This is a genomic window from Micromonospora sp. CPCC 206060 (assembly GCF_036906895.1).
Taxonomy (GTDB): domain Bacteria; phylum Actinomycetota; class Actinomycetes; order Mycobacteriales; family Micromonosporaceae; genus Micromonospora.
Genome location: NZ_JBAKHU010000005.1, coordinates 128,996 through 151,517 on the forward strand (window position 1 = coordinate 128,996; position 22,522 = coordinate 151,517).

Below are 22,522 nucleotides of genomic sequence, written 5' to 3' on the forward strand. Positions count from 1 at the left end.
TCGTCGGTCCCGCTGCGCTCGTCCACGTCAGTCCTCCACCGCTGCCGCCTGGATCGCGGTGATCGCGACCGTGTTGACGATGTCGGCCACCGTGGCACCCCGGGACAGGTCGTTGACCGGCCGCCGCAGACCCTGCATCACCGGGCCGACCGCCACCGCGCCGGCCGAGCGCTGCACCGCCTTGTACGTGTTGTTGCCGGTGTTCAGGTCCGGGAAGATGAAGACCGTGGCCTGACCGGCGACCTGGCTCTCCGGCAGTTTGGTGGCCGCCACTGTCGGGTCGATCGCCGCGTCGTACTGGATCGGTCCCTCGACCAGCAGGTCCGGCCGGCGTTCCCGGACCAGTTTCGTGGCGGCGGCGACCTTCTCCACGTCGGCACCGGCGCCGGAGTTGCCGGTCGAGTAGGAGAGCATCGCCACCCGGGGCTCGATGCCGAAGCGGGCCGTGGTGTCCGCCGAGGAGATGGCGATGTCGGCGAGCTGCGCGGCGTCCGGGTCGGGATTGACCGCGCAGTCCCCGTAGACCAGCACCCGGTCGGCGAGGAGCATGAAGAAGACGCTGGAGGCGACCGAAACCCCCGGCACGGTGCGGATGATCTCGAACGCCGGCCGGATGGTGGCGGCGGTGGTGTGGGTGGCACCGGAGACCATCCCGTGCGCCCGCCCGGTGTGCACCATCAGGGTGCCGAAGTAGTTCGGCTGGGCCACCACGTCGTGGGCGTACTCCCGGCTGATCCCCCGGTGGGCGCGCAACCGGGCGTAGCTGTCGGCGAACTCCTCCCGCCATTCGCTGGTCGCCGGGTCGACCAGCTCGGCGCCGCTGATGTCGATGCCCAGCTCCCGGGTCCGCCGGGCGATGTCGTCCGGGCGCCCGAGCAGGGTCAGGTCGGCCACGCCCCGGCGGAGCAGGATCTCGGTGGCCCGCAGGATCCGGTCCTCGGTCCCCTCCGGCAGCACCAGATGCCGGCGCTGGGCGCGGGCCCGGTCGATCAGGTCGTACTCGAACATCAGCGGGGTGACCCGCTCGGAGCGGCTGACCCGCAGCCGTCGGGCCAGGTCGACGGTGTCCACCGCGGACTCGAAGGCACCGAGGGCCGCCTCCACCTTGCGGGCGTTGGCCGCGCTGGGCCGCCCCTCGATGCGGCTGGATGCCGCCACCGTGTCGTAGCTGTCGCTGGTCACCGAGAGCACCGCGAAACCGGTGTTCAACCCCTCCACCAGCCGCATCGCCCTCGGGTCGGGCTGCTCGCCGAGGGTGAGCACCACTCCGGCGACCGCGACCTGGCCGGCGACGTGCGCCGCGCTCGCGGCGACCAGCAGGTCGGCCCGGTCACCGGGTGTGATCACCAGGGATCCCTCGGTGAGGTGGTCGAGCAGGGTCGGCACGTGCGCCGCACCCACCACGTAGTCGAGCACGTCGCGGCCGAGGGCGTGCTCGTCCCCGGCGAGCAGGGTGGCGCCGAGCGCCGCCGCCACCTCGGCCACCGTCGGCGCCGACACGGTCGGCACCTCCTCGATGGCGTACGCCGGAACCGGCAGCTCGGGCAGCGTCATCGGCCCGGGGACCCGGTTGGCGACCACCGCCAGCACCGTCGCGCCCAGGTCCGCCAGATCGTGGTACGCGCTGCGGGCCGCTGCGGCGATCGTCTCCGCATCCTGGCCGAAGCCGTCGACGACCGGTACCACCACGCTGCCGAACTCGGTGGCGAGCCGGGCGTTGAAGGCCAGCTCCCGGGGGTTGCCGGGGTCGGCGGTGTCGTCGAAGTCGCTGCCGACCACCACCATTGCCGGACAGCGCCGCTCCACCGCCCGGTACCGCTCGACGATGCGGGAGATCAACTCCTCGCGTCGGCCGTCGGCGACCAGCGCGATCGCCTCGGCGTAGCTGGCCCCGTGCAGGTCGTCGTAGGGCAGGTGGATCCGGTACCGGTCGTGCAGCAGGGCAAGGATCGGGTCGGGGCCGTTCCCGGCGATCAGGGGTCGGAACGCGCCGATCCGCTCGACCTGCCGGGACAGCAGTTCGGCGAGTCCGAGTGCGACCGTCGACTTGCCGCCGCCGTGCCCGACACTGGTGAGATAGACACTGCGCGCCACGGCTTCAACCTACAAGATCGCACCCCCGGCCGCCCGGGTCCTTCGGCCCGGGCCGTGGTTCCCGTCCGTCGGCGTGGCCGTCGTCGCGTCAGTCCTCGTCCTCGTCGTCCAGTCGGGCCAGCCAGGTGGCGAAGCGCTCGATCGGCGTCTCGAACTCGGGGTTGAGATCGACGAAGTCGCGCAGCCGCTCGCCGAGCCACTCCAGGGTGACGCTCTCGTCGCCCCGCCGGTCGACCAGTTCCTCGATCCCACGATCGGTGAAGTACATGTGGTTTCTCCTCACGACACGGCAGGGCAGGCCCCACCGGGTGGGATCCTGCCCTGCCGACTCAGAGCATCAGGGCCGGGGGAGCGCCGCCTCGATCAGCGCGGTCTGCTCCACGTCGTGCATCTTCGCCGAACCGACCGCCGGGGCGGCCGCCGCCGGACGGGAGATGCGGCGCAGCCGGACGCCGTCCAGGTGCTCCAGCAGGTTGAGCGCGACGAACGACCAGGCGCCCTGGTTGGCCGGCTCCTCCTGCACCCAGGCGAAGTCCTCGGCGGCCGGGTACTCGGCCAGCGCGGCCCGGATCTCCTCGACCGGCAGCGGGTAGAGCTGCTCCATCCGGAGGATCGCGGTGTCGGTGATGCCGCGTTCGGTGCGGGCCTGGAGCAGGTCGTAGTAGATCTTGCCGGTGCAGAGCAGCACCCGCTTGACCGACGCCGGAGCCGGGCTCGCCGAGTCGCGTAGCACCGGCTGGAAGGTGCCGTTGGTGAACTCCTGCACCGAGGAGACACAGAGCTTGTGCCGCAGCAGCGACTTCGGGGTGAAGACGACCAGCGGCTTGCGCTTCGGCGACAGCGCCTGGCGGCGCAGCAGGTGGAAGTAGCTCGCCGGGGTGGTCGGAATAGCCACCCGCATGTTGTCCTCGGCGCACATCTGGAGGAAGCGCTCCGGGCGGCCCGAGGTGTGGTCCGGGCCCTGACCCTCGTGGCCGTGCGGCAGCAGCAGGGTCACCGACGAGCGCTGCCCCCACTTCACCTCGCCCGAGGAGATGAACTCGTCCAGCACCGACTGGGCACCGTTGACGAAGTCGCCGAACTGGGCCTCCCAGCAGACCAGCGCCTCCGGGTTCTCCACCGAGTAGCCGTACTCGAAGCCCATCGCGGCGTACTCGCTGAGCAGCGAGTCGTGCACGAAGAACCGGGAGCGCTCGCCGTCGGCGGTCAGCGACTTCAGCGGGATGTAGTCGTCACCGGTGACCGAGTCGACAATCGCCGCGTGTCGCTGCACGAAGGTACCCCGGCGGGAGTCCTGGCCGGCGAGCCGGACGGTGACCCCGTCCTGGAGCAGCGTGCCGAAGGCGATGATCTCGCCGAAGCCCCAGTCGATACCGCCCTCGACGGCCATCTTGGCCCGCCGGTCGAGCAGTTGCTGGATGCGCTTGTGCGGGGTGAAACCCTCCGGAAGGGTGACGTGCGCCTCGCCGACCGCACCGACCGCGGCGGCGTCCACCGCCGTGTCGACCTGCGGCTCGGGCTCCTCCTGGCGCCGGGGGCGGGCCGGCACGCTGGGCTTGGTGGCGGCGTCCCGGGTGGCCTTGAAGACCCGCTCCAGCTGCGCCTGGTAGTCGCGCAGCAGTTCCTCCGCGTCCTCCACGGTGATGTCCCCGCGCCCGATCAGCTCCTCGGTGTAGAGCTTGCGCACCGAACGCTTCGAGTCGATGATCTTGTACATCTGGGGGTTCGACATCGACGGGTCGTCACCCTCGTTGTGGCCGCGCCGGCGGTAGCAGACCATGTCGATGACGACGTCCTTGTTGAACGCCTGGCGGTACTCGAAGGCGAGCCGGGCGACCCGGACCACGGCCTCGGGGTCGTCCCCGTTGACGTGGAAGATCGGCGCCTGGATCATCCGGGCCACGTCGGTGCTGTAGAGGCTGGAGCGGGAGTACTCCGGGGCGGTGGTGAAGCCGACCTGGTTGTTGACCACCACGTGCACGGTGCCGCCGGTGCGGTACCCGCGCAGCTGGGAGAGGTTGAGCGTCTCGGCCACCACGCCCTGACCGGCGAAGGCCGCGTCACCGTGCACCGCCAGCGGCAGCACGGTGTACCCCTCCAGCTTGAGGTCGATCCGGTCCTGCTTGGCCCGGACGATGCCCTCCAGCACCGGGTCGACCGCCTCCAGGTGGGACGGGTTGGCCACCACCGAGACCTTGACCGAGTGCTCGCCGTCCGGCGTGCTGAACTTGCCGTTCTGGCCGAGGTGGTACTTCACGTCGCCGGAGCCCTGGGTGGAGCGCGGGTCCAGGTGCCCCTCGAACTCGGAGAAGATCTTCTCGTACGGCTTGCCGACGATGTTGGCCAGCACGTTCAGCCGGCCCCGGTGGGCCATGCCGATGACGACCTCGTCCAGCCCGCTCTCGGCGGACGCCTCCAGCACCTCACCGAGGAGCGGGATCAGCGACTCGCCGCCCTCCAGCGAGAAGCGCTTCTGGCCGACGTACTTGGTCTGCAGGAAGGTCTCGAACGCCTCGGCCGCGTTGAGCCGGTTGAGCACGTGCTTCTGCTCGTCGGCGGCCGGCTTCTCGTACTTGCGCTCGATCCGCTCCTGGATCCAGCGGCGCTCCTCCGGGTCCTGGATGTGCATGTACTCGATGCCGACCCGGCGGCAGTACGAGTCGCGCAGCACGCCGAGGATCTCCCGCAGCTTCATCCGCTGCTTGCCGGCGAAGCCGTTGACCGGGAACTCCCGGTCCAGGTCCCACAGGGTCAGCCCGTGCTGGAGCACGTCCAGGTCCGGGTGCTTGCGGATCTTGAACTCCAGCGGGTCGGTGTCGGCCATCAGGTGGCCGCGCACCCGGTACGCGTGGATCAACTCGTGCACCCGGGCGGTCTTGTTGATCTGCCCCTCGTTGCTGACCGCGACGTCGCGCATCCAGCGCACCGGCTCGTACGGGATGCGCAGCGCGGTGAAGATCTGGTCGTAGAAGCCGTGCTCGCCGAGCAGCAGCTCGTGCATGACCTTGAGGAACTCGCCGGACTGGGCACCCTGGATGATCCGGTGGTCGTACGTGCTGGTCAGCGTGATGATCTTGCTGACCGCCAGTTCGGCCAGGGTGGCCTCGGACATGCCCTGGTACGGCGCCGGGTACTCCATGGCGCCGACGCCGATGATCGCGCTCTGCCCCTGCATGAGCCGCGGGATCGAGTGCACGGTGCCGATCCCGCCCGGGTTGGTCAGCGAGATCGTGGTGCCGCCGTAGTCCTCCATGGTCAGCTCGTTGCGGCGGGCGCGCCGGACGACGTCCTCGTACGCCTGCCAGAACTGCCGGAAGTCCATCTGCTCGCAGGCCTTGATCGACGGCACCACCAGGTTGCGGGAGCCGTCCGGCTTGGTCAGGTCGATGGCGATGCCGAGGTTGACGTGCTCCGGCCGGACCATCACCGGCTTGCCGTCGGCCTCGGCGTAGGAGTTGTTCATCTCCGGGTGCTCGGCGAGCGCCCGGATCATCGCGTACCCGATCAGGTGGGTGAAGCTGACCTTGCCACCCCGGCCACGGGCCAGGTGGTTGTTGATTACGATCCGGTTGTCGACCAGCAGCTTGGCCGGGACGGCGCGGACGCTCGTGGCGGTCGGCACGGCCAGCGACGCGTCCATGTTCTGCACGATCTTGGCGGCCACGCCGCGCAGCGGCACGTTCTGGGTACCACCGGCGGTCGGCTTGGGGGCGGCGGCCTTGGCCGGAGCCGGCTTCGTCGTAGCGGCCCGGGCTGCCGGGGCCTGCGCGGCCTTGGCCGGGGCCGGCTTCTCCTTCGCCGGCGCGACGGCGGTCTGCGGGGCGGGCGTCGGCGGTGCCGCTGCGGTGGTGGCCGGCGGCTGCTCAGCGGCCGGCTTCGCCGCAGCGGTGGCCCCGGCGGTCTTCGTCGCCCCGCCGTTCGCCCCGGCCCCCGGCGCCGGCCGGTAGTCGGCGAAGAAGTCGTGCCAGGCCGAATCGACGCTGGTGGGATCGGCGAGGTAACGCTGGTACATCTCCTCGACGATCCACTCGTTCGGGCCGAAACCCGCCAGTGGGTTCTCCTGCGAAGTCTGCTGGGTCGACACGGCCGGTAATCGCCTCTTTCACGCGGGTTTGTGTGTCACGCGGGGTCCGCTGCGGCCCGTGCGGGCTCCGACAGAAGACGGTCCAAGGCTACGCCGTGTGCCGGGGCGGAGCATTTCCACCTCCACCCCGTGTCATGTTTCACAGAAGACGACAGAAAACCCCGAACCGCTGCGCCGCACCGGCACCCTGCCCGCCCCGGGCAGGTACCCGCAGATCGTGGGGTCGGCGGCGGCCCCGGAACCGCAGGCCGCCGCCAACCTCATGATCAACAATTCAGGATGCCCTGCCCGACGGTCAGGAGATGTCCCGCCGCCGCATGATCATCGTGCCGACCGTGCCGGTCACCGCGGCGTACGCGATCAGGACCGCCGCGCCGAGCCACTGCGGCGGGCTGCCGGGCAGTTCGGTGCCGCTGATCATCAGCGTGGACGCGATCGACGGCACGATGACCTGGAGGTTGTCGATCCAGTCCCAGCCCAGCCACTGCTGGAGGACCGTGAAGATGATGCTCGCGGCGGTCGTACCGACCAGGTAGAGCACCACGGCGGTCACGGTCGCGCCGATCTGGCTGCGGATCAGCACCCCGAAGCCGACGCCGAAGATCCCCCAGAGCAGGTACGCGAGCAGGTTGAGCAGGATCGCCCGGATCACCCCACCGTCGCCGAGCTGACTGCCCAGGTCCTTGCTGGCCAGGTAGAGCGCCGTTGCGGGGATGGTCAGCACGGTGGTGACCAACCAGAAGGCGGCACCGATCCCGGTGGCCGCGACCAGCTTCGCAACCACCACCCGGGTCCGCTGCGGGGTGGTGAGGAAGGTGGTGGTCGCGGTCTGGTGGTAGTACTCGTTGGTCACCACGATGATGCCCAGCAGCATCACGAAGAGCAGCCCGAAGAACTGCCCCGAGGTGTAGAGGTTCGCCGCCTGGTAGACCACGTCCGTCTGGGCCCGGATCTGCTCCGCCTGCTCCGCGGGGATCCCCTCCAGGTTCCCCATGCCGCCGTCGAGCATGGCGTTCGCGGTGAGCATGTTGAACAGGAAGGCCAGTGCGGTCATCAGCAGGGTGCCGAGACCGAAGAGCCACCAGGTGTTGGTGGTACGGATCTTGAGCAGTTCGGCACGGACGAGGTTCATCGGATGCCCGCCTTTCCGGCCGTCAGTTCGAGGAAGACCCCTTCGAGATCGGGGCGTTCGGTGGTCAGCTCGTGCAGCTCCACCTGGGCGGCGAGCGCGGCGCGCCCCACCGCAGGGGCGTCCACCCCGGTGACCAGGAGGACACCGTGCCCGTCCGGCTGCACGGTGGCGGACAGCTCGGTCAGCGCCTTGACCAGCTCGTCGGCCTGCGGGGTACGCACCCGGACCCGGCCGCCCTCGGCCATCGAACCGATCACCTGCTCGACCGGCCCCTGCCGGATTAGCTGCCCGGCCGCGATGATCACCACGTCGTCGGCGAGTAGCTGCATCTCGGAGAGCAGGTGGCTGGAGACCAGCACGGTACGGCCCTCGGTGGCGAGCGTCTTGAGGAAACCACGCATCCAGCGGATGCCCTCCGGGTCGAGCCCGTTCGCCGGCTCGTCCAGAATCAGCACGTTCGGGTCGCCGAGCATCGCGGCGGCGATGCCCAGCCGCTGCTTCATGCCCAGCGAGTAGCCCTTGAACTTGCGGTTCGCCGCCGGGGTCAGCCCGACCAGGGCGAGCACCTCGTCGGCCCGCTGCGCCGGCAGTCCGGCGGCGGCGGCGATCACCCGCAGGTGGTTGAGCCCGGTCCGGCCCTTGTGCGCGCTGGAGGCCTCCAGCACCGCGCCCACGTGCCGGCTCGGCTCGGGCAGGTCGGCGTACCGGTACCCGCTGATGGTGGCCGTACCCGAGGTGGGGGTGACCAGGTTCAGCAGCATCCGCAGGGTGGTGGTCTTACCGGCGCCGTTCGGGCCGAGGAAGCCGGTCACCCGTCCCGGTTCGACGGTGAACGACAGATCGTTGACAGCCCGGACGCTGCGGTACTGCTTCGTCAATCCGGAAACCACGATCTGGCCGGTCCCGGTGGCGGGGCTTCGCTGCCCGTCGGACATCCTTCTCCTCACTTGGTGCGGTGGTGCGCCGGTGGTACCCGGCACGCCGTAGCCCAGCGTGACGGGTGGCCGGGGCGGTTTCCATCAGACCGGCTCCCGAGATCCGTCTCCTCCTCAGGCAGGAGGCGGTCCTACCCAGGATCGATCAGGACCGCCCCAGGATCGATCAGAACTGGCCCGGGGGCGAGTCACCCGGCCGGGGGCAGGGCGATCCAGGTGGCCCGGGCCCGGGCCAGCAGCATGCCGTCCGGGGCGTAAAGGGTGGAGTGCACCAGTGCCTTGCGCCCCTCGGTGCCGATCAGCGCGCCGACCACGATGCACTCCGTACCGGGCGTGGGCAGGTCGAACACCTCGGCGGCGATCCGGCCGAGCACGTACGGCCGGCCGGGGGCGATGACCGCCCAGCCGCCCGGGCAGTCCAGGGCGGCCCAGACCACGGCCGGCCCGACCGCCTCCGGCACCACGAAGGGCGCGGCGGTCCGGGCGTCGGGCAGTGGACCGGGGAAGATCCGTAACCCGGCCGGGGCCTGCGGACCGCAGACGTAGCAGGTCGGGAAGGGGTGGTCGACGAAACCCCGGTACCCGGTCGATGCCGTGACCGCGGTGGCCCGGTCCACCCCGGGCACGGTCGCGTCGACCGGTCCGGCGGAGCGTACCCGGGCGATGACCGTGCCTTCCGGGTCACGGATCTCGTCGTTGACGGCGGTCAGCGGCACGTCCAGCGGGGGCGGCCGGAGCAGGGTGACCTCGGCGGGATCGTCGCCGGTCAGGGCGGCCGCGAACCGGCCGGCGCAGTAGCCGCCGTTACCCGAACCGGGCGGCCCGTTGAACCGTGCCTCGATGATCACCTGGTGGTACCTCCCGTGCGGCGGGGCCGGCGCCGGCCCCGCGTACCCCGGCAGCCTGCCACGCCCGCGCCACCCGTCAGCAGGCCGCCATCCCCGGCGGGTGGCGTTCCGCGCGCCGGGGCGCGACCACCGGCGTTCACCGGATCGACACCGGACGAATCGTCAGGCGAGCGTCGGTGGCAACCCGCCACCCCTACACAATGCCCATGACTGTTCTGCACACCGTCGACGTACCGATCACCACCAGCGGGTACACGCTGCTCATCGCGGACGACCCGAGCCAGGTCGCCGCCGCGCAACGACTGCGGCACGAGGTCTTCGGCGCCGAACTCGGCGCGACCCTGCGCCCGACCACCGAGGGGCTCGACACCGACGAGTTCGACGCCCACTGCGACCACCTGCTGGTCTGCGAGAACGCCACCGGGACGGTGGTCGGGACGTACCGGCTGCTGCCACCCGGCCGGACCGACCGCTGGTACGCGGAGAGCGAGTTCGACCTGGGCGGGCTCGCCGCCCTCCGCGACAACCTGGTGGAGGTGGGCCGGTCCTGCGTCCACCCCGACCACCGGACCGGGGCGGTGATCAACCTGATGTGGGCCGGCATCACCCGGTACCTGCACCTGCGGGGTCTGCGCTGGCTGGGTGGCTGCGCGTCCGTGCCACTGGCCGACGGCGGGGCCACCGCGGCGGAGGTCTGGGCGCAGGTCAGCGCCCGGCACCTGGGTCCGCCGCCGCTGCGGGTCCGCCCGGTGCTGCCCTGGCTGTCCGGGGCGCCACCGGTCGGGCCCGGGACCGGAGCCCGGCCGGCGGTCCCGCCGCTGCTGCGCGGGTACCTGCGCCTGGGTGCCTGGGTCTGCGGGGAACCGGCGTACGACCCGGACTTCAACTGCGCCGACTTCTACGTGCTGCTCTCGATGGACCGGATCCACCCGCGCTACCTGCGGCACTTCCTCGGGGAGCCGGCCCGGTGAGCGGGCTGTGGCGGCCCGTCTCGACCTGCGGGCCGGCCTGTCTACCGGCGGCCACCGGGGGCGGGGTACCCCTGCGTCGGCAGGTGGCCCGGTTGGTGGCACTGCTCGGCGTGCTCGCCGGTGGCGTCGCGCTGCTGGCCGTACTCCCGGTGCTGACCCGGCGGGCGCGGCGGGCCGCCGGTCGGCGGTGGGCCCGGACGGCGCTCGCCGCGCTGGGGGTCCGACCGGCGGTGCGGGGGCGGTTGCCGCGTGGCGCGGTGCTGCTGGTCGCGAATCACATCTCCTGGCTGGACGTGGTCGCGGTGCTGGCGGTCACCCCGGCGCGGATGGTTGCCAAGACCGAGGTGCGGGGCTGGCCGCTGCTCGGCCCGCTGGCCCGGGCCGCCGGGACGATCTTCGTGGACCGGGCCCGGCCCCGGGCGCTGCCGTCGACGGTGGTCGAGGTGGCGAGCGCGCTGCGCGCCGGTCGGTCGGTCGCGGTCTTTCCGGAGGGTACGACCTGGTGCGGCGCGGTCGGGGCGACGCCCTGTCCGGCGGGCGGGTCGTTCCGCCCGGCGTTGTTCCAGGCCGCGATCGACGTCGGGGTGCCGGTGGTGCCACTGCGGATCGGGTACGGGTCGGGTGCGGGGGCCACCGGGACGACGGCACCCGCGTTCCTCGGCGACGAGACCCTGTGGTGCTCGTTGCGCCGGGTGCTCGCGCTGGACGGGCTGACGGTGTCGGTGACGGTGGGGGACGCCCTGTATCCGCAGCCCGGTGCCGACCGGCGGCCGCTGTCCCGGGCGGCCGCCTCGACCGTCCGGCTCGGTACGCCACCGACCGTTTGGCTCGGCGTGGCCTAGACAGACCGCCCGGAGCCGGGGTGTCGGGGAGCCGACCTTGTCATATCGCGATGTATCGCGTTAGCGTTTGGTTGCCGGTCGATGGCCGGCACCGACCCTGACGAGGAGCGACGATGACCAACTGGACGGTCGACAGCCCGCAGCGGATCAACCTGGACGGAGCGGTGACCCGGCTCGACGTGGACCTCGTCACCGGGCGGCTGAACGTGGTCGCCACCGACGGTCCCGCCCGGGTGGAGGTCACCCGGGTCGGTCGCCGGCCGGTCCTCGTCGAGTACGCCGACGGCCGGCTGCGGGTCCGCCAGGAGCACCCCCGTGGCTGGCGCGAGTTTTTCCGGAGCGCGCTCGCCCGCTGGCCGAAGGTCGACGTGTCGGTAGCGGTCCCCGCCGGGGTGCCGGCCGACCTGCGGCTGGTGGACGGCGCGGTGGTCGCCTCGGGACTGCGCCACGAGACCCGGGTCGACGTCACCTCCGGGCAGGTCACCCTGATGGGGCTCGGCGGCCGAAGCACGGTGAAGCTGGTCGACGGCTCGGTCGAGGCACTCGGCGTGGCCGGGGACCTGGCCATGGAGACCGTCTCCGGTGAGCTGACCCTCGCCGACAGTCCGGCCGACCGGGTCCGGGCCACCGCCGTCTCCGGCGCGATCACCTGCGACCTGGACAACCCCGCCGGCAGTGACATCCAGCTCGACACGATCTCCGGCAGCATCACGGTCCGGGTCCGCGAGGACAGCAACCTGGACGTCCGGCTGCACACCACCTCCGGACGGATCACCAGCAGTTTCCCCGAGGTGCGGAGCGACCGGCGGATCGGCTCGGTGGCCGACAGCGCGGGGATCCTCGGTACCGGCGACGGTAGACTCTCCGCGTCCGCCACCTCCGGGAGCATCGCGCTGCTCGCCCGACCGGCGGTCGACGCCGATCCCGAGGAGCTGCCGTGACCGCCGTGTTCAGCCACGGGCGGCTCCGGCTCTACCTGCTCAAGCTGCTCGACGACGGTCCCCGGCACGGCTACGAGCTGATCCGGCTCCTGGAGAACCGCTTCCTCGGCCTGTACGCCCCGAGCGCCGGCACCATCTATCCCCGGCTGCAACGGCTGGAGGTCGAAGGGCTGGTCACCCACACTGCAGCCGGTGGACGGAAGGTCTACGAGATCACCGAGGCGGGGCGGGCCGAGCTGCGGCAGCGTTCCGCCGAGTTGGCGACCCTGGAGTCGGACATCAACGCCTCGGTGCAGGACCTGTCCGGACTGGCCGGCCGGATCCAGGACGAGGTCCGGGGCTCGGTCCGCGACCTCAAGCGGGAGCTGCGTGCGGTCGCCCGGTCCAGCCGGCGGGCCAGTCGCCCGGCCCCGACTCCGGCCACCCCTGCGCCCGGGCCCGTGCCACCCCGCAACTCGGAGCAGGCCGAGCTGGTCGCCGAAATCGACCAGCGGCTGGTCGACTTCGTCTTCGAGGTGGGCAACCTGGTCCGGGCCGCCCGGTTCACCGACAACCAGCTGCGTACCGTGGTCCGGCTGCTCGACGGCACCCTGGACGGACTGCGGCGCCTGCTGCGCTGACCACCCTGAGTGATCTCACAGCTACCTTTCAGCCGATCTCCAGCGCGGACGCAGCCGGGATGGGGATGATGGGTGCCATGGCAGCACCGCAGACCGAGGCCCGACTGCTCGTCGTCGAGGATGACCCCAACATCCTCGAACTGCTCTCCGCGAGCCTGCGGTTCGCCGGGTTCGACGTGACAACCGCGACGAGTGGCAGCGCGGCGGTCAGCGCGGCCAAGGACCGCCGCCCCGACCTCGTGGTGCTCGACGTGATGCTGCCCGACCTCGACGGGTTCGAGGTGATCCGGTTGATGCGCGAGGGCGGTACCCGCACCCCGGTCGTCTTCCTCACCGCGCGGGACGCCACCGACGACAAGATCCGGGGCCTCACCCTCGGCGGCGACGACTACGTCACCAAGCCGTTCAGCCTGGAGGAGCTGACCGCCCGGATCCGGGCGGTACTGCGCCGGACCACCTCCGGGGAACACGCGCCCTCCCGGCTCACCTTCGCCGACCTGGAACTGGACGAGGAGACCCACGAAGTGCACCGGGCCGGGCAGCGGGTCCAGCTCTCGCCGACCGAGTTCAAACTGCTGCGCTACCTGATGCTCAACGCCAACCGGGTGCTGTCCAAGGCGCAGATCCTCGACCACGTCTGGAACTACGACTTCCGTGGCGACGACAACATCGTCGAGTCGTACATCTCGTACCTGCGACGCAAGGTGGACAACACCCAGCCACGACTGATCCACACCCTGCGGGGCGTCGGATACGTGCTGCGCAAGCCGGCGGCGTGAACCCGCAACTGAAAGGGCGGTTACGGAGCGTGCCGCTGCGGATCAAGCTGGTCGCCTCGGTACTGACCCTGGTCGCCGTCGCGCTGGTGGTGATCAGCGCGCTGACCGCGTTCTTCCTGCACAGCTACCTGGTCGGTCGGGTCGACGGTGAGTTGGAGGCGTACCTGGCCCGGGCCCAGCAGACCCGGCCGAGTGAGACCAGCCCGAACAGCCTGCCCAGCGACTACATGCTGGTGGTCACCCGGCGCAGCATCGGCCTGGCGTTCATCACCCGCGACAGTTCCCTGTCGGAGCAGGACCTGCCCGGGGCGCTGAAACAACTCTCCTGGTACGAGGAGCACGCCGACGGCAAGGCGTTCACCACCGACGCGGCGGACAAGCGACTGCGCTGGCGGGTGATCATCCGGCAGGTCAGCGACGACGAGTTCATCGCGGTCGGGCAGAACATGGTCGACATCGACCAGGCGGTCAAGCAACTGGTCTGGATCGACGTCCTGGTCGGCGGGGCGGTGCTGATCCTGCTCGCCTCGCTCGGCGCGGCGATCGTCCGGGCCAGCCTGAAGCCCCTGGTGCAGATCGAGCAGACCGCGGCGGCCATCGCCGGGGGCGACCTGACCCGCCGGGTACCCGACCCGGAGTACGGCGAACCCGAGCCGAGATCCGAGCTGGGCCGGCTCTCCCGGGCGCTGAACACCATGCTCACCCAGATCGAGGCGGCGTTCACCGCGCGGGCGGCCTCAGAGACCGCAGCCCGTTCCGCCGAGTCGGCGGCCCGGGACGCGGCCCACGCGGCGCAGTTCTCCGAGGCCCGGGCCCGGCGTTCCGAGGAACGGATGCGGCAGTTCATCGCGGACGCCTCACACGAGCTGCGTACCCCGCTGACCACCATCCGTGGCTTCGCCGAGCTGTACCGGCAGGGGGCCGTCGCCTCGCCCGAGGACACCGCCCGGCTGCTGCGCCGGATCGAGGACGAGGCCGCCCGGATGGGACTGCTCGTCGAGGACCTGCTGCTGCTGGCCCGACTGGACCGGGAACGGCCACTGGCGCTGGCCCCGGTGGAACTGCCGGTACTCGCCGCCGACGCCGTCCAGGCCGCCCAGGCGGTCGCCCCGGACCGGGACATCACCCTGGAGGTCGAGCCCGGCGCCGGTCCGCTGGTGGTCTACGGCGACGACGCCCGGCTACGCCAGGTGCTGGGCAACCTGGTGACCAACGCGATCACCCACACCCCGCCGGACGCCTCGGTCACCCTGCGGCTGCGCGGCGAGTCCGGGAACACGGCCGTGGTGGAGGTCGTCGACACCGGCCCGGGGCTCTCACCCGAGCAGGCCGAACGGGTCTTCGAGCGGTTCTACCGGGCGGACGCCGCGCGTACCCGCCGGGCCGGTGGCGCCACCGGGACCGGTCTCGGACTGGCCATCGTCGCCGCCCTGGTCGCGGCCCACCACGGCAGTGTCGAGGTGCTGCCCACCCCGGGCGGCGGGGCCACCTTCCGGGTCCGGCTGCCACTGGTCGTGGACGACAACGAGACGCACGGTGACTGATTCTCAGGAAAGTTCCAGCCGGAACACAGGCGGACCGCATGGCGGAGAGGGAAGGTAGGGACATGAGCGAGCACGAGACCGACCCGCAGCGGCGGCCGGCTGACACCGGCGCTGAGCCGTCGTACCCCACTGCCGAGCTGCCCCAGGTTGAGCGCGGGCCGTCGGACTCCACGATGCCACCGGTGTCCGACGCTCCGGCAGCACCCGCAGCGTCCACCCCCGGGCCGACCGCCACCCCGACGGCTGAGCCCCCGGCCTCCGGGCCCACAGCATCCCCGGCTTCCGAGCCGACGGTCACCGTCGCCCCGGTCTCCGGACCGGCGGCCACCCCGGGCCCCGCGCCCGCTGCCGTGCCGGCCTCCGGCTATCCGCAGCCCGCGCAGTACCCGGGGTACCACCCGTACCCGGGCAACACCTGGCAGCCGGGCCAGCCCGGCTGGCCGACCAACCCCGGCTACCCCGGGCAGCCCGGCCCGCTGGGCGCCCCCCCGCAGTCGACGTACCCCGGTGCTGTACCGGCCTGGGCAACCGGGCCGGCACCGGCCCGCGCACCCGGCCGGTTCGCGAAGTTCGCGGCGGCGGGGGTCGCGGCGCTGGCGCTGATGGCCGGTTCCGGCATTGCCGGCGGCGCGATCGCGCTGGCACTGGACGGTGACTCCGGTGGTCGGACGTTCACCGCCGCGCCGATCATCAACAGTGCCGACCTGCCGGGGATCGCCGCGAAGGTGGCGAACAGCGTGGTCTCGATCAGCACCGGCAACGGTGAGGGCTCGGGTGTGGTGCTGACCGCCGACGGTTACGTGCTGACCAACAACCACGTCATCGCCAGCGCCGAGGGGGACACCGTGCGGGTGGTCTTCGCCGACGGCAAGAACGTCCGGGCGAAGATCGTCGGCACCGACCCGAAGACCGATCTCGCGGTGATCAAGGCGGACGGCGTCTCCGGGCTGAGCCCGGCGACCTTCGGCGACAGCGACGGCATGCGGGTCGGGGACACGGTGCTCGCCCTGGGCAGCCCGCTCGGACTCCAGGGCTCGGTCACCGCCGGCATCATCAGCGCCCGGGACCGGACCATCCAGGCCGGTTCGGAGAACCAGCGCCCGCAGCAGGGGGCCAGCTCGATCTCCGGCCTGTTGCAGACCGACGCCCCGATCAACCCCGGCAACTCGGGTGGTGCGTTGATCAACACCCGGGGCGAGGTGATCGGTATCAACACCGCCATCGCCACCGCCGGGCAGGGCAGCGGCAACATCGGGGTCGGGTTCGCCATCCCCAGCAACAAGGCCAAGAGCGTCGCCGAGCAGCTCCAGCGGGGCCAGAAGGTCAGCCACCCGTCGCTCGGTGTGGCGGTGAACACCGCTGAGAACGGCGGGGCGTTGATCGGCCAGATCAACCCGGACAGCCCGGCGGCCCGGGCCGGTCTGCGGGAGGGCGACATCATCACCCGCTTCGGTGACAAGGTGATCAGCGAGTCGAACGATCTCGTCGCCGCGGTACAGGCCGGTCGGGTCGGTGACCGGGTCGAGCTGACCTACGTCCGTAACGGTGCCGAGGCGAAGGCAACCGTGACGCTCGCCGAGACGTCGTAACACCGAGAGCTTGCCTCCTCCCGGCAGCGGGCGGTGCGACCAAGGGGTTGGTCGTGCCGCCCGCCGTCACCTTTTCCGCCTCAGCCCCACCCCGGCCGGCTCACCCCGGCCGGGTGAGTGGACCTCACCCGGTCCGGAGCCATCATCGGGGCGTAGGACCAGGCACCGATCGCAGGAGGCGGAGCATGGCCACGGGACCGGGGCGCCGCGCGGATGCGGACATCCAACGGGACGTACTGGACGAGTTGAACTGGGACGCCCGGATGCAGCCACACGAGGTGGCCGCGGTGGTCTCCGACGGCGTGGTCAGCCTCACCGGCTGGGTGGACAGCTACGCGCGGAAGTGGGCCGCCGAGCGGGACGCCCACCGGGTCCGGGGGGTCCGGGCGGTCGCCAACGACATCGAGGTACGACTGCCCGGCCAGGACGGGTACGCCGACGCGGAGATCGCCCTGGCGGTCAGCCGGTCCCTGGAATGGGACAGTTTCGTGCCGGCCGACCAACTCGACGTGACCGTGGCCAACGGCTGGGTGATGCTGCGGGGCGTGGTCGACTGGGCGTACCAGCGCCGGGCCGCGGAGCGGGAGGTGCGCCGGCTGCGCGGGGTCCGTGGGGTCACCAACCTGATCGAGGTACGCCCGAGGCGGCGGAGCGGGGGCGACGTGGCGCGGGAGATCCGGCGGGCGCTGGCCCGGCGGACCGGGGGCGACCGGATCCGGGTCACCGTCGAGGGGCACGACGTGGTGCTGACCGGTTCGGTCCGCTCCTGGCGGGAGCGGAACGAGGCGGAGCGGGTGGCGTGCTCCGCGCCGGGCGTCTGGTCGGTGGACGACCGGCTCACCGTGACGGCGGAGTGACCGGCCCGGGTTTACTACCGACCGCAACGGGAAAAACCCCGAACCGGGGCAAAAGTACGCCGAACCGGGGGAGGATCCGTCGCTGTGAACCGGTATTCGTCCGACCATCCGGCACCCCGGCCGCTGCGGGTCGCCATGGTGGTGCCGCCCTGGTACGAGGTTCCACCGCCCGGTTACGGCGGGCTCGAACAGGTGGTCGCGGGGCTGGTGGACGTCCTCGTCGAGCAGGGACACGCGGTGACCCTCTTCGGCGCGGGTACCGGCAGCGGCACCAGGGCACGGTTCGTCAGCACCATGCCCGAGTTGCAGCACCACCGGCTCGGCGAGGCGATCCCCGAGCTGGCCCACCTGGCCCGGGTCGAGCGCCTGGTCACCGCGGACGAATTCGACCTCGTCCACGACCACAGCACGATCGGCCCGGTGGTCGCCGGCCGCCGGTCGGTGCCGACCGTGGCCACCGTGCACGGCAACCCGCTCGGTGAGTACCGCGACGTCCTGCGCCAGGCCGACCCGGGCGTCGGTCTGGTGGCCATCTCGCACGCCCAACGGCGGCTCGCCCCGGAACTGAACTGGATCGGTACCGTGCACAACGGCATGGAGGTCGGTCAACTCCCGCGCAAGACGGTGGCCGGTACCGGGCCGGTGCTCTGGCTGGCCCGGTTCAACGCGGACAAGGGCCCGGACCTGGCGATCGACGCCTGCCGGGCCGCCGGGCTACCGCTGGTGCTGGTCGGCAAGTGCAACGAGCCCGCCGAGCAGCGCTACTACGCCGAGGTGATCGAGCCGATGCTCGGTCCCGACGTTCGGGTGCTCATCAACGCCGACCGGGACACCTGCCTGCGACTGCTGGTCGACGCGCGCTGCCTGATCATGCCGATCCAGTGGGAGGAGCCGTTCGGCATGGTGATGGTCGAGGCGATGGCCACCGGGACGCCGGTGGTGGCGCTGGCCCGGGGGGCCGTGCCCGAGCTGGTCCGTTCCGGTACCACCGGGTTGATCTGCGACGACCCTGCCGAGCTGCCCCGGGCGTTGCACGAGGTCACCCGGCTCTCCCCGGCCGCCTGCATCGACCACGTCACGCGGACCTTCTCCAACCAGCAGACGGCGCTCGGCTACGAGTCCGTCTACCGGCAGTTCACCCGGGACGTGGCGCCGCGCCGGCAGATGGTGCCGACCGGGGCGCGCTGACCGGCGGGTGGATCAGGCCTGGGTGGCGGCGAGCTGGACCAGCGCCTCGTCGAGCTGCCGGGCGTAGCCCGCGCTGATGGCCTCCTCGCCGGCCCGTTGGACGACCTTCTGCCGTAGTTTGGCGACCTCCGCGTCCAGGTCCGCCGCGGTCGACAGCCCGCGGATCAGGTTGCGCAGGTCGTTACCGACGTCGCTGCGGATCTCGCCGCTGGACGTCCCGGTGTCGATCAACTGCACCACGCGGGCGAGCCGGGCGTCGAAGTCGTCCACCGGCGGGGCGGCCGGAGCGCTGACGCTCGGCGCGATGGCCGCCGGTGCGGTCGTCGACCTTTGCGGCCGTGGCGTGGCGGACGCGGCCGACGCCGGCCGCGTACCGGTCGGCGACGCCGTGACGGACGAGGGGGACGGTTCGGGCGCCGCTGCGGCGGTCGGCAGCACCTGCGGTGTCGGCGGCGGGGAGGGTCGCAGCTCGGACAGGGCCCAGGCGATGAGCGCCAGCGCCACCACCGGGCCGGCCACCAGCACGGCCCGGCCACGGCGTCGGGCGGGGCGGCCGTGGCCCGGACTCCGTCGGCGCCGTCCGCTGCCCGGTGCCCCGTCCGGTGTCGTCGGCTCGGCAGCGGGAGCCGCGCCGGACTCCGCAGCGGGAACCGCGTCGGCCGTCGGGGCTGTGCCGGAGCCTCCGGCAGCCGGTGTACCCGCCAGAACGGCGGTGGTGGCCGGAGACTCGGCGACGACCGGTGGCGGGACGACCGGGACGATCCGGGGCAGGGTGACCGTCGGCGAGAGCATCGTGGCGGCCTGCGGATCGCCGGGGAGCAACTGGTCGCGGAGCATCTCTGCCACCTGCCGGGCGCTCGGTCGCTCGGTGGGACTCCGGGCGAGGCAGCGCAGACAGATCGACGCCACCAGCGGCGGTAGATCCGGCACGTCGGCCAGGGACGGCGGCTCGTCCGTGGCCAGCGCGTCGCTCAGCTCGTCCCAGGTCTCGGCGGGGTACGGCGGGTGCCCGGTCAACGTCTCGAAGAGCAGCACACCGAGGGAGTACACGTCGGTGGCGGGCTGCGCCGGCGCGCCGTCCAACCGCTCCGGCGCCACGTACGCCGGGGTGCCGAAGGTACCGCCGTCCTCGTCCTCGTCCGGTGCCCCGATCTGGGTGGCGATGCCGAAGTCCAGCACCTTCGCGCCGGTCGCGGTCATCATGATGTTCGCCGGGGTGACGTCCCGGTGCACGATGCCGAGCCGGTGCGCCGCAGCCAGCGCCTCGGCGACCTCGGCACACACCTTCACGGCCTCCGGCCAGGGCAGCGCCCCTCGGTCAGCCGCCACTCCAGCGCCTCGCCGGTGAGCATCTCCATCACCACGAACGCGGTGACCCGGCCGTCCGGTGCCACCGTCTCGCCGTAGTCGTGCACCGAGGTCACGTGCGGGTGGATGAGCTGCGCGGCGGACCGGGCCTCCTCGCGCACCATGTCCCGGAACCGGGCGTCGGCGGCCAGCGACGGGGCCAGCACCTTGAGGGCGACGATCCGGTCGAGCACCTCGTCCCGGGCCCGCCAGATCACCGACATCCCACCGGCACCGATCTGGTCGATGAGTCGATACCTGCGGGCCAGCAGCCCGCTGGCTTGCAGTGTTGCCATCGGGCTCGCACCTGCCTGGGGGTGGGGGGTCGTATCAGGTTGCGCGAATGTGAACCCGGTGTCAACGAATGTCCCGTACCGCGATGATCACCTACCACCCGTCGGGCCTGCTCGCAGGCGCGTGCCAGGATGAACGCCATGGCAGGCGGTCCGGTGGCGTTCGTACTCGGTGGTGGCGGGGTACTCGGCGCCGTCGAGGTCGGCATGCTCCGGGCGCTGTTCCGTGCCGACCTCCGTCCCGATCTGGTGCTCGGTACCTCGATCGGGGCGGTCAACGGTGCGCTGGTCGCCGCCGACCCCACCGAGGCCGTCACCGACCGGCTGGTCCGGCTCTGGGCCTCACCCGAGGCGAGCGAGGTCTACGGCGACTCGGTGGCCCGGCAACTGCGCCGTTTCGCCGCCCGCACCCACCTGCACTCGCCCCGTCCGCTGCGCCGGCTGCTGGAGTCCGAGCTGGGTGCCGACACCACCTTCGCCGACCTGCGGATCCCGTTCCGATGCTGCGCCGCGAGCATCGAACGGGCCGCCGAGCACTGGTTCAGCGAGGGACCCGTGGTCGACGCGGTACTCGCCTCGGCCTCCGTACCGGGACTGCTGCCCCCGGCCCAGATCGACGGGGAGCACTACGTCGACGGCGGCATCGTCAACTCGATCCCGATCGGCGAGGCGGTGGCGGCCGGCGCCCGGCAGATCTTCGTCCTCCAGGTGGGGCGGATCGAACGTCCGCTGACGCCACCCCGCCGGCCCTGGGAGATCGCCCAGGTCGCGTTCGAGATCGCCCGCCGGCACCGGTTCGCCCGGGAGCTGGCCGCGCTCCCCGCCGACGTGCAGGTGCACGTGCTGCCCACCGGGGGGCTGGAGCCACGCGACGACACCCCGTGGGCGTACCGGGACATGGCCGCGGTGGGGCGGCGGATCAGCCGTGCCTACACCGCCTCCCGGCGCTACCTGGCCACCAACCTGGAGCGGTGATGCCGCTGCCGCCGCGCTGGGTACGCCGTACCGTGCTGGCCCCGGCGGTGGTGCTGCTCGCGGTCGTGCTGGTCACCACCCTGCCGGCCTGGCTGCTGCTGGCCGCAGCGGCGTCCCCCCTGGTCCCCGGCTGGTTACGGCCGCTGCGGCTGCTCTGGATCGGCACGGCCTACCTGGTCTGGGACGCGGCGGCGGTGCTGGCGCTCGGCGCGCTCTGGATCGCCTCCGGATTCGGCTGGCGGAAACGGTCCCCGGCCTTCCAGCGGGCCCACTACCGGCTCGCCGGCTGGTTCCTCGCGGTCCTGTTCCGGCATGCCCGGTGGGCGCTGCGGTTGCGGATCGCCGTGGTCGGTACGGACCCGGACACCGCGTTGCCCGGCCGGCCGGAGCTGGTGCTCTGCCGGCACGCCGGACCGGGTAACTCGTTCATCCTGATCCACGCCCTGGTCAACTGGTTCGCCCGGGAGCCGCGCATCGTGCTGAAGGAGAGCCTCCAGTGGGATCCGGCGATCGACGTGCTGCTCAACCGGCTGCCCAACCGGTTCCTCGCCCCGCGCCCGCAGCCCGGCGAGTCGGTCACCGACCAGATTCGCCACCTGGCCACCGGGCTCGACGCCGACGACGCGTTCGTCATCTTCCCCGAGGGGGGTAACTTCACGCCCCGGCGGCGGCTGCGGGCCATCGACCGGCTGCGCTCCCGGGGCCTGGAGTCGATGGCACTGCGTGCCGAGGCGATGCGGCACGTGCTCGCCCCGCAACCCGGCGGAATGCTGGCCGCCCTGGACGCCGCACCGGACGCCGGGGTCATCTTCGTCGCGCACACCGGGTTGGACCGGATGCTGACCGTCGCCGACGTGTGGCGGGAGCTGCCGATGGACAAGCGGATCGTCATGCGGTTCTGGTCGGTACCGCCGGAGGAGATCCCGGCCGGCCGGCAGGACCGGATCGACTGGCTCTACGACTGGTGGGCGCGGATCGACGAGTGGATCGCCGCGAACCGCGACGAACCGGGAGAGTGGATCACCGCCGACCCCGACGGGCCGGACGGGGCGTAGGGTGCGCACGTGGATGAGATCTGCGTCGTGACGACGGTGGTGGACGCGCGCCCGGTGGCGGACGTGCTCGCCGCGGCAGCGGTCGCCGGCCGCCTGGCGGCCTGTGCCCAGGTGGGTGCCCAGGTGGACAGCACCTACTGGTGGCAGTCGGCCATTCAGACCACCCCGGAGTGGTCGGTGCAGTTCAAGACCGCACCGGACCGGGTCGCAGCCCTCGTCGACCACGTACGCGCCGCGCACCCCTACGACGTACCGGAGATCCTGGTCGGCCGGGTGGGCAGCGGCAACCCGGACTACGCGGCCTGGGTGTACGCGCAGACCCGGCCCTATCCGGCCCAGACCCCACCGGAGTGACCGCCGGGTCGGGCTGCCGCGCCGCGACTAGGTACGCGCACTCTGCCCGGTCCCGACCGGCCGGACGATGATGG

At 72.0% G+C, this 22,522-nt stretch carries 20 protein-coding genes; 12 read left to right on the forward strand and 8 right to left on the reverse strand.

Annotation, left to right across the window (positions count from 1 at the left end):
• Positions 1-27 precede the first annotated feature (27 nt).
• The 6 genes from pta to V6U90_RS07155 form a co-directional block, all read right to left on the reverse strand.
• Entirely contained in the window at positions 28-2,094 is a 2,067-nt protein-coding gene (pta, locus tag V6U90_RS07130; RefSeq protein WP_334432378.1) for a phosphate acetyltransferase, read from the reverse strand.
• An 88-nt stretch (positions 2,095-2,182) separates the two neighbouring features.
• Positions 2,183-2,362 (reverse strand): DUF6104 family protein, encoded by a 180-nt coding sequence (locus V6U90_RS07135; RefSeq protein WP_334432381.1) that lies wholly within the window; start codon positions 2,360-2,362, stop codon positions 2,183-2,185.
• A gap of 69 nt (positions 2,363-2,431) precedes the next feature.
• Positions 2,432-6,178: a multifunctional oxoglutarate decarboxylase/oxoglutarate dehydrogenase thiamine pyrophosphate-binding subunit/dihydrolipoyllysine-residue succinyltransferase subunit gene (locus V6U90_RS07140; protein WP_334432383.1), complete on the reverse strand. Its 3,747-nt coding sequence runs from the start codon at positions 6,176-6,178 to the stop codon at positions 2,432-2,434.
• A 295-nt stretch (positions 6,179-6,473) separates the two neighbouring features.
• Entirely contained in the window at positions 6,474-7,310 is an 837-nt protein-coding gene (locus V6U90_RS07145; protein ID WP_334432385.1) for an ABC transporter permease, read from the reverse strand.
• Entirely contained in the window at positions 7,307-8,245 is a 939-nt protein-coding gene (locus V6U90_RS07150; RefSeq protein ID WP_334432388.1) for an ABC transporter ATP-binding protein, read from the reverse strand. Before V6U90_RS07150 ends, V6U90_RS07145 begins: the two co-directional genes overlap by 4 nt.
• A 188-nt stretch (positions 8,246-8,433) precedes the next feature.
• The gene (locus V6U90_RS07155) at positions 8,434-9,093 is read right to left on the reverse strand and encodes a hypothetical protein (protein ID WP_334432390.1); all 660 of its coding nucleotides are present in this window, start codon (positions 9,091-9,093) and stop codon (positions 8,434-8,436) included.
• A gap of 215 nt (positions 9,094-9,308) precedes the next feature.
• Here V6U90_RS07155 and V6U90_RS07160 point away from each other — a divergent pair, with 215 nt between their 5' ends.
• The 9 genes from V6U90_RS07160 (at position 9,309) to V6U90_RS07200 (ending at position 18,424) form a co-directional block, all read left to right on the forward strand.
• Positions 9,309-10,064 carry a GNAT family N-acetyltransferase gene (locus V6U90_RS07160; protein ID WP_442933543.1) on the forward strand — a complete coding sequence of 252 codons (756 nt, stop codon included), beginning with the start codon at positions 9,309-9,311 and terminating at the stop codon, positions 10,062-10,064.
• The gene (locus V6U90_RS07165) at positions 10,061-10,906 is read left to right on the forward strand and encodes a lysophospholipid acyltransferase family protein (RefSeq protein WP_334432394.1); all 846 of its coding nucleotides are present in this window, start codon (positions 10,061-10,063) and stop codon (positions 10,904-10,906) included. Before V6U90_RS07160 ends, V6U90_RS07165 begins: the two co-directional genes overlap by 4 nt.
• Before the next feature lie 113 nt (positions 10,907-11,019).
• Entirely contained in the window at positions 11,020-11,847 is an 828-nt protein-coding gene (locus V6U90_RS07170; protein ID WP_334432396.1) for a DUF4097 family beta strand repeat-containing protein, read from the forward strand.
• The gene (locus V6U90_RS07175; RefSeq protein WP_334432399.1) at positions 11,844-12,467 is read left to right on the forward strand and encodes a PadR family transcriptional regulator; all 624 of its coding nucleotides are present in this window, start codon (positions 11,844-11,846) and stop codon (positions 12,465-12,467) included. Before V6U90_RS07170 ends, V6U90_RS07175 begins: the two co-directional genes overlap by 4 nt.
• 77 nt (positions 12,468-12,544) lie before the next feature.
• Positions 12,545-13,246 (forward strand): response regulator transcription factor, encoded by a 702-nt coding sequence (locus V6U90_RS07180; RefSeq protein WP_334432401.1) that lies wholly within the window; start codon positions 12,545-12,547, stop codon positions 13,244-13,246.
• Positions 13,243-14,790 carry a sensor histidine kinase gene (locus V6U90_RS07185; RefSeq protein ID WP_334432403.1) on the forward strand — a complete coding sequence of 516 codons (1,548 nt, stop codon included), beginning with the start codon at positions 13,243-13,245 and terminating at the stop codon, positions 14,788-14,790. Before V6U90_RS07180 ends, V6U90_RS07185 begins: the two co-directional genes overlap by 4 nt.
• Before the next feature lie 62 nt (positions 14,791-14,852).
• Positions 14,853-16,379: a S1C family serine protease gene (locus V6U90_RS07190; protein WP_334432405.1), complete on the forward strand. Its 1,527-nt coding sequence runs from the start codon at positions 14,853-14,855 to the stop codon at positions 16,377-16,379.
• 185 nt (positions 16,380-16,564) lie between these two features.
• Positions 16,565-17,236 (forward strand): BON domain-containing protein, encoded by a 672-nt coding sequence (locus tag V6U90_RS07195; protein ID WP_334432407.1) that lies wholly within the window; start codon positions 16,565-16,567, stop codon positions 17,234-17,236.
• Positions 17,237-17,371: 135 nt separating this feature from the next.
• Entirely contained in the window at positions 17,372-18,424 is a 1,053-nt protein-coding gene (locus V6U90_RS07200; protein ID WP_334432497.1) for a glycosyltransferase family 4 protein, read from the forward strand.
• A gap of 12 nt (positions 18,425-18,436) precedes the next feature.
• Here the strand turns inward: V6U90_RS07200 and V6U90_RS07205 are convergent, their stop codons facing one another.
• Both V6U90_RS07205 and V6U90_RS07210 read right to left on the reverse strand, forming a co-directional pair.
• Positions 18,437-19,753 (reverse strand): protein kinase domain-containing protein, encoded by a 1,317-nt coding sequence (locus tag V6U90_RS07205; protein ID WP_334432409.1) that lies wholly within the window; start codon positions 19,751-19,753, stop codon positions 18,437-18,439.
• On the reverse strand, positions 19,711-20,067 hold the full coding sequence (locus V6U90_RS07210; protein WP_334432411.1) for a hypothetical protein: 357 nt from the start codon (positions 20,065-20,067) through the stop codon (positions 19,711-19,713). Before V6U90_RS07210 ends, V6U90_RS07205 begins: the two co-directional genes overlap by 43 nt.
• Positions 20,068-20,205: 138 nt before the next feature.
• Here V6U90_RS07210 and V6U90_RS07215 point away from each other — a divergent pair, with 138 nt between their 5' ends.
• From V6U90_RS07215 to cutA, 3 genes are read left to right on the forward strand one after another with little or no spacing between them, the layout of a single operon-like run.
• Complete coding sequence (locus tag V6U90_RS07215) at positions 20,206-21,039, forward strand: patatin-like phospholipase family protein (protein ID WP_334432413.1); 834 nt, start codon at positions 20,206-20,208, stop codon at positions 21,037-21,039.
• Positions 21,039-22,094 (forward strand): 1-acyl-sn-glycerol-3-phosphate acyltransferase, encoded by a 1,056-nt coding sequence (locus V6U90_RS07220; protein ID WP_334432415.1) that lies wholly within the window; start codon positions 21,039-21,041, stop codon positions 22,092-22,094. The genes V6U90_RS07215 and V6U90_RS07220 overlap by 1 nt, the downstream gene beginning before the upstream one ends.
• 9 nt (positions 22,095-22,103) lie before the next feature.
• On the forward strand, positions 22,104-22,448 hold the full coding sequence (cutA, locus tag V6U90_RS07225) for a divalent-cation tolerance protein CutA (RefSeq protein ID WP_334432417.1): 345 nt from the start codon (positions 22,104-22,106) through the stop codon (positions 22,446-22,448).
• The last annotated feature ends 74 nt before the right edge of the window (positions 22,449-22,522 follow it).

What these genes read in the sequence shown, in the direction of transcription:
- V6U90_RS07135 (WP_334432381.1), bottom strand. Translation starts at nt 2,362, where the DNA reads ATGTACTTCACCGATCGTGGGATCGAGGAACTGGTCGACCGGCGGGGC.
- V6U90_RS07145 (WP_334432385.1), bottom strand. Translation starts at nt 7,310, where the DNA reads ATGAACCTCGTCCGTGCCGAACTGCTCAAGATCCGTACCACCAACACC.
- V6U90_RS07150 (WP_334432388.1), bottom strand. Translation starts at nt 8,245, where the DNA reads ATGTCCGACGGGCAGCGAAGCCCCGCCACCGGGACCGGCCAGATCGTG.
- V6U90_RS07170 (WP_334432396.1), top strand. Translation starts at nt 11,020, where the DNA reads ATGACCAACTGGACGGTCGACAGCCCGCAGCGGATCAACCTGGACGGA.
- V6U90_RS07180 (WP_334432401.1), top strand. Translation starts at nt 12,545, where the DNA reads ATGGCAGCACCGCAGACCGAGGCCCGACTGCTCGTCGTCGAGGATGAC.
- V6U90_RS07190 (WP_334432405.1), top strand. Translation starts at nt 14,853, where the DNA reads ATGAGCGAGCACGAGACCGACCCGCAGCGGCGGCCGGCTGACACCGGC.
- V6U90_RS07195 (WP_334432407.1), top strand. Translation starts at nt 16,565, where the DNA reads ATGGCCACGGGACCGGGGCGCCGCGCGGATGCGGACATCCAACGGGAC.
- V6U90_RS07200 (WP_334432497.1), top strand. Translation starts at nt 17,372, where the DNA reads ATGGTGGTGCCGCCCTGGTACGAGGTTCCACCGCCCGGTTACGGCGGG.
- V6U90_RS07210 (WP_334432411.1), bottom strand. Translation starts at nt 20,067, where the DNA reads ATGGCAACACTGCAAGCCAGCGGGCTGCTGGCCCGCAGGTATCGACTC.
- V6U90_RS07215 (WP_334432413.1), top strand. Translation starts at nt 20,206, where the DNA reads ATGGCAGGCGGTCCGGTGGCGTTCGTACTCGGTGGTGGCGGGGTACTC.
- V6U90_RS07220 (WP_334432415.1), top strand. Translation starts at nt 21,039, where the DNA reads ATGCCGCTGCCGCCGCGCTGGGTACGCCGTACCGTGCTGGCCCCGGCG.